The organism is Paraniabella aurantiaca, assembly GCF_050309965.1.
GTDB lineage: Bacteria > Bacteroidota > Bacteroidia > Chitinophagales > Chitinophagaceae > Niabella.
This window is the reverse complement of the sequence record NZ_JBLOSY010000002.1, coordinates 803,645-815,666: the sequence shown is the minus strand read 5'-3', so window position 1 is coordinate 815,666 and position 12,022 is coordinate 803,645. Positions and strand designations below refer to the sequence as shown.

The 12,022-nt window shown below is 42.4% G+C and carries 8 protein-coding genes; 3 read left to right on the top strand and 5 right to left on the bottom strand.

Going from position 1 to position 12,022, the window contains the following annotated elements; all coding sequences use genetic code 11:
* Positions 1 to 17: 17 nt before the first annotated feature.
* The 3 genes from ACLOAU_RS17895 to ACLOAU_RS17885 all read right to left on the bottom strand — a co-directional run bounded on the left by ACLOAU_RS17895 (position 18) and on the right by ACLOAU_RS17885 (position 5,455).
* Positions 18 to 2,405, bottom strand: a complete 2,388-nt coding sequence (locus ACLOAU_RS17895) for a hypothetical protein (protein WP_427863275.1) — start codon at positions 2,403 to 2,405, stop codon at positions 18 to 20.
* A 75-nt stretch (positions 2,406 to 2,480) separates the two neighbouring features.
* A complete protein-coding gene (dnaG, locus tag ACLOAU_RS17890; protein ID WP_427863274.1) occupies positions 2,481 to 4,505 on the bottom strand; it encodes a DNA primase in 2,025 nt (674 codons plus the stop codon).
* 152 nt (positions 4,506 to 4,657) lie between these two features.
* Positions 4,658 to 5,455 carry a 3-keto-disaccharide hydrolase gene (locus ACLOAU_RS17885; protein ID WP_427863273.1) on the bottom strand — a complete coding sequence of 266 codons (798 nt, stop codon included), beginning with the start codon at positions 5,453 to 5,455 and terminating at the stop codon, positions 4,658 to 4,660.
* Positions 5,456 to 5,728: 273 nt separating this feature from the next.
* Here ACLOAU_RS17885 and ACLOAU_RS17880 point away from each other — a divergent pair, with 273 nt between their 5' ends.
* Positions 5,729 to 7,060, top strand: a complete 1,332-nt coding sequence (locus ACLOAU_RS17880) for an alpha-L-fucosidase (RefSeq protein ID WP_427863272.1) — start codon at positions 5,729 to 5,731, stop codon at positions 7,058 to 7,060.
* A 22-nt stretch (positions 7,061 to 7,082) separates the two neighbouring features.
* Here ACLOAU_RS17880 and ACLOAU_RS17875 read toward each other — a convergent pair whose 3' ends face one another.
* Together ACLOAU_RS17875 and ACLOAU_RS17870 are read right to left on the bottom strand one after the other, a co-directional pair.
* The gene (locus ACLOAU_RS17875) at positions 7,083 to 7,772 is read right to left on the bottom strand and encodes a gluconate 2-dehydrogenase subunit 3 family protein (protein ID WP_427863271.1); all 690 of its coding nucleotides are present in this window, start codon (positions 7,770 to 7,772) and stop codon (positions 7,083 to 7,085) included.
* Between the two features lie 80 nt (positions 7,773 to 7,852).
* On the bottom strand, positions 7,853 to 9,592 hold the full coding sequence (locus tag ACLOAU_RS17870) for a GMC oxidoreductase (RefSeq protein ID WP_427863270.1): 1,740 nt from the start codon (positions 9,590 to 9,592) through the stop codon (positions 7,853 to 7,855).
* Positions 9,593 to 9,718: 126 nt separating this feature from the next.
* On the opposite strand from ACLOAU_RS17870, the gene ACLOAU_RS17865 reads away from it, so the two are divergent.
* The gene (locus tag ACLOAU_RS17865) at positions 9,719 to 10,351 is read left to right on the top strand and encodes a DUF4230 domain-containing protein (protein ID WP_427863269.1); all 633 of its coding nucleotides are present in this window, start codon (positions 9,719 to 9,721) and stop codon (positions 10,349 to 10,351) included.
* A gap of 55 nt (positions 10,352 to 10,406) precedes the next feature.
* Positions 10,407 to 11,840: a Gfo/Idh/MocA family protein gene (locus tag ACLOAU_RS17860; protein ID WP_427863268.1), complete on the top strand. Its 1,434-nt coding sequence runs from the start codon at positions 10,407 to 10,409 to the stop codon at positions 11,838 to 11,840.
* Positions 11,841 to 12,022 lie beyond the last annotated feature (182 nt).

The window sequence follows — 12,022 nt, the reverse complement described above, 5'->3', positions numbered from 1 at the left end:
ACAATTTTTTGGATGAACTAATCTTCTACCCGTATCATTTTTTCTCCATAAAAGGGTTGCCCATTTTCAGCAAAACCCTGTACGGTTATCAGGTATACTCCTTTCTGGTCGCTGGTATGAAAGACCAGTTGATTGTCTCCGTCTTTGCGAAGCTTTTTAAATGGCTGCCACAAAAGTGTGCTCAGGTATTCAGGAAACTCCTGTTTTAATAAGGTTGTATCCATACCTAAAAAAGTACGCGGCAAATAAACCAGGCTGGCGGAAGGCAGGTACATGTTGTTTTCGTAATCACAGCCCTGGTAGATTAATTCACCGCCAAATGTACGATACCGTTGACCCCTTACAGGCCATTTATATGGTATGATGTGATTGGGACAATTAAGGATATTGTACTGGCATACGTAATCGCCACAAGGGTTAGCTCTCCCCATGGCTCCATAATCCCGCTTCGACCGTACAATAACGGTTTCCATAGTGCTGGAGAACTTTTCTGTTTTGTCTGTTTTTAACAGTGCCAGCAAATCGGGCTGTTGCTCCCTGTAAAGAGGCTTGTAAACGGGTACTTCAAAATTGGAGTGAATCATCACCAGTGAATCCTCCGTTTGAACGTAGTAGTCACCATTTTTCTTACCCATTCCTTTTACAAAAATCTTTCTGCCGTCGTTCACGAGCAGCTCATCATTTGAAAGTGGTAATATGCCTTCTTCATTCGTTTTCAGGAATGAAAAATTAGATTCTCTAAACAGGACCAGCTCCATTGCTTTTTTTTCTCGTTTTCCAAACCTGGCCAGCTTTAATTGAACGCCTGGTTTTAAAAATTTTTCGGGCAAACTATTAGCTGTTGTAGAAATGGTATCATCATCTGCCATATTTTTCATCCTGATGACGTGTTCGAGCAGGAGGCTGCTGTCTAAAATATTTCGACGCTTTAAAAAAGAGGGTTCATTGTAAGCAACCACCCCCAGGTCATGGTCCGACTCAACATTTTTCATCATTGCAAAATCGATACGGCTTAGTAAAGCACAGCTTATGGTAGCAATGGAATTGAGCGGGTTTCCGCTTTTATCAGCGATGGTAACTTTCAGCGCAATGCTGTCTCTTGTTTTATATATGGCTCTGTCCGTTTCCACATGAAGCTGATTCCTGCTTTTATAATGGGCAAAAAAGTAGGATCTTGCTAAAACTTTATTTTGTTCGTCTGTTATAAAAACTTTGCACAGTCCCCGGGCGAAATCCTCGAGCAAAACCGTTAGCTTTTTATATGCATTAATATCAAGCTGATGAACCGAGGGAAGCCCGGTTACATCTACCATCGTTAATTTTACGGTTCTTTTTTCCTTTGACCAAAGTTCGATCGTGAGCGAGTCGTTTACCACAATATCCGGTATCTCAAACCGTAGCCCATCGGAAGCAACAGGTGGTAAGGGGAATTTGATGTGATTGCTGTCCGGCAGGTCCAAGGCAACAGCGTATTGCCGTCCGGCTTTGGCTGTCACATAAAAAGAGCTGGCGCTATTCGCAATAGTTTCTATTGTATCTATTACCTGGTCATTTTCCAGTAAGAGCGCGCGCGTGGAGGCCGCGGTACGCTTATCGGCCACTTCCCAGAATACCCTGTTCGGATATCCGGGCGCCAGAAATCCGCCTTCGGGATAAAATGAAGCAGATAAACTGGCTTTAGGCCTGATTTTTTCGGGTATCCTGATCCTGTTTCTCACTGTATCACCATTGTAAACGGTAATAACGGATAAGGATCGGTTTGCCGTTTTTATATCTTTCGAATTAATATAAATAACGCCTTTGCCATAATTATCCAGGTCGAGTGTGCGCCATTTTTCACCGGGTAGCTGGTACCTGGTGCGGGCATCTTTAAAAGTGAGCTGGTAAGATTCGGGAACGATTTCATGCCGGATGGCTATTTTGTCATCAGCAGAAATTGAATCTAAGATATGTAGCGATGTAGTAAAGGCCTTATCGCCCGTCCTTGCGTATATGGTCAGTGGCTTGAAGCCGGTGCCAACCGGAATATTGCGCGTGTCCAGAATATTGGTATACGCAACCAGGCTGTAGCTGCCGGCTATTAGCGAGTCTGGTAAAAGAATATTACCCGTGGCAATGCGGTTATAAATAGGAAATTTCTTTAACGTCATCATCTGGTCGGATACAGGATCATATAATCCTAATGTTAACACATCAGCTGTATCCCGAACCATTAAATGATGTTCGAACAGGTAAGCCGCAAACCAAAGCTGCTCATTGGGTGTATAAATAATTTTATCGGTAGTAAGATATATTTTCTGTAAAACAGATAGGGGGGCAGGTTGTAGCGTTTTGCCGGGCTGCTTTTGTGCATCTGCTATATACGCTACAAGTAGTAGTATAACAAGCAGCATATTTTTGACCATTTCGACAAAGGTTTATTTTAACGACAAGCCAATACCAGCCACTAATCTAAGAAACAAAATGCAATTGGCATAAGACTAGTGTAATATTACGGTGCCCAGCTGATCGGTGATCTCCCGCTCCATATCTTTTAGTGAGCGATGAATGAAATGCAGTTCCTTAAATTTTTCAAAGGCCTTATCCAGTTCCATATCCTGTTGGTTCTGCAATAGCATCCGTTTGATCTTTTTCAGCTTCAGGTATCTTATTGCCGAAATGACGATATCCTTGGTGCGATCCTCAGAGATCAATTTAAACCGGTTAAGTTCATCCTCGTTACCATCAGAAACAGTTCTTAAAAACGATTCGTACTCCTGTTTGAAAAGTGTACGCTGGTAGCCCATATTTTGTCCGGCTTTTTGAATCCACTTTTTACTTTCTTCGTAAGGATGGTTTAAAAGGGAAATGACAAAACTGCTGAGTTGCTTGTCTTCGTGGTAAATAAAATATTTATCATTAAATAGCTTGGGATTGCGTTGAACCAATTCTTTAATAGCATGTACAAGGTTATAAACATCTTTGTCTTCAATGTCTAATTCATCGATCTCGCCAAAAACATAATCAGCAATCAATATATTATCATCCCAGTACCGGTTACCATATTCCAGTAAGATCCTTGCCAGTTCTTTTTCCTGTAGCTGATCTTTAAAGAGCATATCAAACGTAGCGTCATCGAAGTTAGTAGCTTCAGCTTTAGCTATAGCCTGCTGATCAGCTCCCGGAAAAGCTGATTTTCTTTCCTGCGAAGTAATACGGTCTCTTATATATTTATTTACCAGAGCATGCAGCCCTGCTTCATCAATGCTTAGAATGGTAGAGGATTGCTTGATGTAATCCTGCTGCCGTGTAAAGTCTTCTGTTTTATTAACCCGTGATATAGACTCTGCAATTTTGTTTACCAATTCTGACTTTTTAGCCGGGTCATTTCCAATATCCTTCAGGGATAATTCCAGCTGAAAAAGAATAAAGTCTTTTTTATGCTGGTTAACAAACTGAACAAATGCAGCAGCACCCATTTTATTGACATAGCTGTCCGGGTCTTCACCATCGGGAATCAATACCAGCTTTACATTGAGACCTTCTTCGAGAGCAAGATCCAGGCCACGCAAAGCGGCTTTCACACCCGCACTGTCACCATCATAAATGATCGTAAGATTGTTGGTATACTTTCTTACCAGCCTTAATTGATCAATGGTAAGGGAAGTACCTCCGGAGGCAACCACATTTTCAATGCCAGCCTGATGAAGTGATACCACATCGGTATAACCTTCTACTAACAGGCATTCATCTGCTTTGTCTATTGCTGCGCGGGCAAAGTAGGACCCGTAAAGAATCTTGCTCTTTACATAAAGCTCGTTCTCCGGTGTATTGATATATTTGGGGGCCTTTTCATTGGTTTTTAGTATCCTGGCCCCAAAACCGATTACCTTACCACTATTATTATGTATGGGAAAGATAACCCGTCCACGGTAATTATCCTGCAGGTTACCATTGCGTTCGGCAATCAACCCGGTTTTAAGCAACAATTCTCTATTGTACTGCTGAGATAGTGCTTCATCTGTAAAGGCGGTTCTTGCCTCTGGCGAATACCCTAACCTGAATTTTTCTATGATACCTTCCCGGAAGCCCCTTTCCTTAAAATAGCTTAAACCAATATCCCGGCCTTCTTCGGTTTTGAAAAGCTGGTCGATAAAGAATTTCTCAGCAAAACTGTTAATAATAAAAAGACTATCGGCGGTTTGAAACTGCTCTTTTTGTTCCTGGCTTACAAATGTTTCTTCTACTTCAACACCATACTTATTGGCCAGCCATTTTAAAGCTTCTACATAGCTGTATTTTTCATGCTCCATAACGAAGCTGATGGTGTTGCCACTTTTGCCACAGCCAAAACATTTATAAATTTCCTTCGAAGGTGAAACGGTAAAGGAAGGAGTTTTCTCATTATGAAAAGGACAGTTGCCCAGGTAGTTAGCGCCTCTTTTTTTCAATTTTACAAACTCGCCCACGACATCAATAATATCAATGCGCGAAAGAATTTCCTGTATGCTCTGCTGCGAAATCACGCGGCGAAATTACGGAATAGAGATCGATTTTTTTCTTTAACCGCCATGCCGCAATGGCGCAAAGAGAAGATAGTGTCTGGTTATTCATTAGGAAACCTGGCGCCTTCGCGGCTTTGCGGTTGAAAGCCAGGGAAATAATATATTAATATCTATTACTTCTCCAGGTTCTTCAACTGTATATTTCTGAAGTCTATCGGCTGTCCCTCGCTTTGTAAAGCTATATACCCTGAAACCAGCGGTTTTCCTTCCACTTTTTGTTTCGGGTCGTAACGGTTGGCCACACCACCACCGATGCTTGGTTTAGAATATTGTAATACCGTATCTCCGTTGATCATGTGAGTAATAAGCGAGTCGCCTAATACAATCAATTCAGCGGTTACCCATTCGCCGGGCGGATAGGTTTTGGAAGTTGAATTCAGGCAGTGCCCGTTGTATTTAGTGCCCTGGTAAACAATTTCAGTTCCCGGCGAGCACATATTGCCGGTAGGCCTGGGTTGGCCATCGGGCAGGCCCGCCAAAAACTGCATTTCAACCGATATGGGCCAATCCTGCTCTTTGGGCATGGTACGTGGATCCTGCGAATGATACATGACACCACTGTTTAAAATAGTGTAGGAAGGAGCATCTTTCATCCAACCATCCACAAAGCGGTATTCCATTTTCAGATGATATTTAGAAAAAGGCGTCTTGTAGTAAAGGTGTCCGTACCTTTCATTAAAGCCATCGTATTTATCGTAACGCACTTTGATGATACCGTCTTCCACACGGAATGTTTGCCCGTAGTTGTCGCCTACCTCATGATGGTGTATTTTCACAAACCAGTCTTTCAGATCTTTGCCGTTAAAGAGGGTCGTCCAATCATTATCTGATGATTTTACTTTAGAAGTTTTGGGAGAGCAGGCCGTAATTATAGTAACTATAAACAGGATACCCGCTGATACATAGCGCATATGGAAAGTTTAGCAGCAAAATAAGTTTTAAATACCATTTCAGCAATAAATAACTCGCATCGAAATGATCAAACGTTTGCGCAATCAATAGATGCATCATTGTTTTAATTTTATAAGTATTGAACCGAAAGGTCGCTAAGACGCAAGGGTTACAAGCGCATTTCTTTCTTAAAGCATTGCGTCATCGCGCCCTGGCAGTAAAAAACTAATAAGCAACTTCTTCGGCTTCCAATATCTGACAATCATTATTATTTGCACTTAAAGCGCGCTATTATGAAAAGATTTTTATTTGCTATAACCCTCTGCGGTATTATGAGCGGTGCGGCAGCACAAAGTAATTATACCCCGTCTGCCCCTGTTATCGAAGCCCGCAAACAGTTCCAGGATATGAAGTTTGGACTTTTTATTCATTGGGGCGTTTTTAGTATACCCGGTGATGGCGAATGGGTAATGAATAACCGGAAGCTTCGGATTCACGAGTATGCACATCTTAAGGATTTTTATAATCCTACTGCTTACGATCCTAAACAATGGGTGGCAATGGCCAAGGCGGCCGGTATGAAATATATCACTTTTGTATCCCGGCATCACGATGGTTTTAGTAATTGGGATACCAAACAGTCTGATTGGAAAATTACCAATACACCCTACAAGAAAGATGTTTTAAAAATGCTGGCCGACGAATGTAAAGCGCAAGGCATCAAGCTTTGTTTGTACTATTCTCTGCTCGACTGGACAAGAGAAGACTATCCCTGGAGAACAGGGCGAACCGGCCAGCACAGTGGTCGTACAGGCAAAGGCGATTATGCCAGCTACCTGAATTTTATGAAAGCACAGTTAACTGAGCTGCTTACTAACTACGGAGAAATAGGTACCATCTGGTTCGACGGGCATTGGGATCAGACGAACCCCGAAGGACATACAGATCTTTCGTCGAGGTTAGACTGGAAGTATGATGAAATATACAGCCTGATTCATCGGTTACAGCCGCAGTGCATGATTGGTAATAATCACCATCAAACACCATTTGCCGGTGAAGACTTCCAGATGTTTGAAAGGGACCTGCCTGGTGAAAATACATCTGGCTTAAGTTATCAAAAAGCTTCTGATGCCCTGCCTTTGGAGACCTGTGAAACCATGAGTAATTCCTGGGGATTTAACCTGGGCGATAAAAATTATAAAAGTGCCGAAACAGTGATCCGCTACCTGGTAGGTGCTGCAGGACGTAATGCGAATTTACTATTAAACATAGGGCCGATGCCGAACGGCGATATTCAGCAGGAGTTTAAAGATACGTTACAGGCTGTAGGTAACTGGATGAGTAGATATGGGCACACTATTTACGGAACCAGGGGCAATATAATGCCTCCTCAAAAATGGGGTGTGGTTACGGCAAAAGAAAAGAAATATTATCTGCATCTTTTAAACACGGATAGCACCAGCGTTATTGAGTTGCCCTTTGTTGACAAAAAGCTGAGCGCGGTTTCTTTAAATGATGGTAAAAAGGTTGACTTGAAAAGAATACAAAATAAATGGCAGCTTACCATTCCGGAAGCTGCCAGGGTAGAAAAAGTTGATTATATTATTGAACTAAGTGTGTTATAATAAATCTACTTAGCTATAGTTTTTAGCTTGCCAAAGGAGTGGGCGTGTCAAAGCTCAAACACTCTTTTAATTCTTTCTCAGTATAAGAGAAGCCATATTGCTTTAATACTTCATCAGGTACTCCGTTCCACTGGTTGGGACGGTTACCTGCATAACCCAGGTCTTTTACCCCAATCTCTGAAGTGTAAAATCCGGTAACCGTAAGATCGCGCATAGTAGAAAAGAAGGCAACACCCGGCGCCAGCTCTTTTTTATCTTTTGCTTTTTCGGGGTAGGCGATCAGATCTACTATTTCGATGCGTTGTGGATCGGTAATATCTTTAAAGGTCTTTCCAAACTTCTTCAGGCAATGCACATCCAGCCATCTTAAACCGCCGCGCATGGGAACCTGCAAACGGGGTTGATCTTTAACCGTGAATTCAATAAAGTCGGTAACCTTCGCATCGCTGGCGCTGCCACTTACTTCATCTTTTGGAATAATAATATCACCCAAAATCGTTAATGTAGCCAATTCGTGCTCATTAAAGAACTTAGGCATCCGGTTTACGGCTTCTTCATTCAACTGCTCATCTTCGTACCTATGTATACCGGGCTTTGCAGCATCGGTAGCTTTGGCTTCTTCTTTTTGGGCGGCAGGAGTACAGCCTGTTGCAATAGCAGCTGAAGCCAGTGCGGAAGCGGCTATATATTTAAGGGAATCGCGACGTTTCATATCTTTATTTTAAGAATGACAGATGATAGTTGACCGATGACTGTAATCGAAACTGTCAACTGTCATCCAACAACTTTCAACTATAGGTTTTGCTTTTTCATCTCATCAATAATATACTCACTGGCTCTCATACTTAAAGCCAGTATAGTCCAGGTAATATTTTTATCGGCCTGCGAAGTAAACTGGCTGCCGTCCACACAAAACAGGTTATTACAATCGTGTGCCTGGCTCCATTTATTGAGCGCAGAAGTTTTTGCATTGTCGCCCATACGTGCTGTACCTGCTTCATGAATGATATAGCCTGGCTTGTCAAGTCCATAATTATTCTCAGGTCCGTCATCACCCCAGGTAATAACAGCGCCCATATTATGCATGATCTCTTTAAAGGTTTCCTTCATGTGCTTGGCCTGTTTTATCTCATAATCGCTTTGTTTTACATCAAAGCGCAAAACAGGGATACCATATTTATCTACTACGTTCGGATCAATTTCACACTTGTTATGTTCAAAGGCAACGGCTTCTCCGCGACCACCCATACCCACAGTTGCGCCGTAAAAATACCTGGCGTCTTCTTTTAATGAAGCACCATACCCACCAGCTTCTTTCTTTTTGCCATTTACTTCATGCTTGCCATTCATACCTTCCATGCCCATACCAAACCCGTAAGATGGCTGGCCAAAGCCTCCCCAATATTCAATATGATAGCCACGTGGGAAATCCAGTTTTTTATTATCGCCCCACCAGGGTGTATAAACGTGCATGCCACCCACACCATCTTCGTTGTAGCGCTTCCTTCCAAACAACTGTGGCAGGTAACCACCCATGGCTGCACCATTACTATCCTGCAGGTATTTGCCTACAACATTGCTGCTATTGGCCAACCCGTTGGGATGCCGCTGCGATTTAGAGTTCAGCAATAAACGGGCAGTTTCACAGGCGCTGGCGGCTAATATAACCACGCGCCCCTCTACCTGGTATTCCAGCATGTCTTCTTTGCTTACGTAGGATACGCCCGTAGCCTTACCCTCTGTATCGGTTAATACTTCCCTTGCCATGGCATTGGCAATTACATCCAGCTTGCCGGTTTTTAAGGCCGGGTATATTAACACATTGGATGAAGAGAAATCGGCTTTAGCCATGCTACAGTTTCTGCCGCATTGTGCACAGAAAAAGCAGGCGCCCCTGTCTTCATTAATCGTTTTGGTAAGGATGGAAAGCCTTGACGGTATTACCGGTACATTGGCTTTTTCTGCACCTTTTTTTATGAAAAGCTCATGCAGCCTTGGTTTGGGCGGTGGTAAGAAAATACCATCTGGTTCATTGGGAATATTTTCCACGCTTCCGAATATACCTATCAGTTTATCTACTTTATCGTAGTAAGGTTTTATATCATCGTAGGTTATAGGCCAATCGGCTCCTACACCATCATTGCTATAGCCTTTAAAATCTTTCGGACCAAACCGAAGAGATATACGGCCCCAGTGATTGGTTCGGCCACCCAGCATACGCGCTCTAAACCATTCCCATTCGGTACCATTGGCGCGTGTATAAGGTTCACCTTCTATTTCCCACCCGCCATAACAGGCATCAAGGTCGCCAAAAGGCCGGTATTTTGTAGCTCTGCCACGGCGTGGAGATTCCCAAGGGTTCTTGAGCTGGTAAATCTCTTTTTGGGGATTATACATAGGACCAGCTTCCAGCATACATACACTCAGGCCGGCATTAGCTAAAGTATAGGCGGCCATACCACCTCCGGCACCAGATCCTACTATAACAACGTCATATTTTTTAGGTTGTTTCTTAATTTGTAAATCGGACATATAGCAAATATGTTTAGCGAGAAAAAAAATACAATATACAAATATGGTCAAAAATCTGCAAAATCTATTTTGCAAAATTTGGCAAACTGATTTTATTCATTAAACTTTGGGCAACAATCTGGTTTCATGCGCAATCGGTTTTCGTCTTTTTTTATTTTTTTACTGATTATCATTATCGGCTTCCTGGCATTTTTTCTTGGAAGGAAGAGTGCGTCAAAAACCGTGGATAATGTGGTAATGAATGATGTCCTGATTAAACAGATTGCAGAACTTTCTGCACTCGAAGTTCAGGGCAATGCAAGCATTAAGAGTAGCAATATAGCAAATGATGGCAGTATTACCGATAATTTTAAAAAATTGTTTCTTGAGCGAACATTTAATATTTCCGTACCTTACGTAGCCAAATACGGAATCAACCTCGACAACCAGCGGATTAATATTGAGGAGAAGAATAAGCAGGTTTTTATTGTATTGCCGAATCCTAAACTTTTGAGCTATGAGTTGAGGCTGGACCGGACTGATGCTTCTACAAAAAAGGGTCTGTTTGAGGGGAACGATGAAGCCGCCTATAACAAGCTGATACAAAAGCTATATACACAATCAAAAGCACAGCTGGAGGGTAATGCCGGATACCAGGAGCAGTCGAAAGAGAAGATCCGGAAAATTATCAAAGATTATTATGCCCCTTTGAATTTTGAAGTAGAAGTGAGTTTTAGTAACGAATTGAGGAGTAAAGTAACAGAAGAAGTAAGGCAATAAGATGTAACATGTATCTCTAAATAAATAATTAATACTTATAAACATTACATGCAATATGAAAAAAAGTCTTTCCGGTTCTCGTAGAAGTTTTATCAGGAATGCGGCCATTGTTGGCGCGGGGGTAACTATTGTACCCCGAAATGTATTGGGGCGTGGTTTCGTGGCTCCCAGTGATAAATTAAATATTGCCGGTATCGGTGCGGGCGGTAAAGGAGAGAGCGATCTGTCCTCTTTTGCCAAAAGTCCCAACGTGAATATCGTTGCGCTTTGCGATGTTGATGATCGCCAGGCAGCTAAGTCAAGAGAGCGATTCCCCAAGGCCAATTATTACAAGGATTTCAGGGAAATGCTGGAGAAGGAAAAGAATAATATTGATGCCTGCAGCATTAGTACTCCCGATCATACCCACGCTGTGGCAACCCTGGCGGCTATGCAATTGGGGAAACATGTGTATACGCAGAAACCTTTGACGCACGACATTTACGAAGCTCGTATTTTAACGGAAGCTGCTAAAAAATATAAAGTGGTAACCCAAATGGGTAACCAGGGTGCATCGGGCGATGGTGTTCGTAAAGCCAAAGAAATATACCAGGCAGGTCTTATAGGAGATGTATACGAAGTACACTCCTGGACGAACAGGCCGGTATGGCCACATGGCTTGCCTAAGCCTAGCGGTAATCATCCTATTCCATCAGAACTGAACTGGGATCTGTGGGTAGGACCGTCAAAGAAAGAAGAATATAATCCTGCTTATGTGCCATTTAACTGGCGCGGTTGGTGGGCATACGGAACCGGTGCATTAGGTGATATGGCTTGCCACATTATGGATCCGATCTATCGTATTTTACCTATTAAGCATCCTGATTCGGCCGAATGTAGTATTGCTAATCAGTGGAGCGATATGTGGAAAGAGTCTAACTATATCGACAGCGCACCAATGGCGTCTATCATACACCTGAACTATCCCCGTACTGATAAAAAAGGTAACCTGAAAGTTTCCTGGTATGATGGTGGCTTGTTACCTCAACGTCCTGACGAATTAGGTCCGGAAGAAGCTTTCGGAAACTGGGATGGAGGTTGTTTATTTATTGGTACAAAAGGTAAACTGCTGATGGATTGCTATGGTGCTAATCCCAGGTTATTGCCTACCAAATTAATGAAGGAAAAAACAATGCCTAAGGAAACCATTAAGCGCGTACCCGAAGGTCATTATCTTCAGTGGGTTAATGCTTGTATTGCCGGTCATGGAAAAGGAGTAACCAGCTCACCATTCGAGTATGCAGGGCCTTTTACTGAAAGCATATTAATGGGTAACCTGGCCATTCGCAGTGCAATGATGGTAAATCCTAAGTTAAAAGGTTGGGAAGATAAATATTTAGGCAGAAAGAAATTATTATGGGATTCTGTAAACATGAAGGTTACTAATTTCGATGAAGCCAACCAGTTTGTAAAAAGAGAGTACAGAGACGGCTGGAAGCTTACTTTGTAAATCAATATTTCTACTTAATTAAAACTTCCGCAACTGCGGAAGTTTTTTTATGCGGTTATCTGATTGCAATAAATGAATTGTATCAGGCAGATATGCCTGAACAATAGGTATACCCCTAAAAAAGGTCACCGGTTTTAACTCCACTTTCCTGCCATTGGAGGCACTGACCAGGATTATATGCC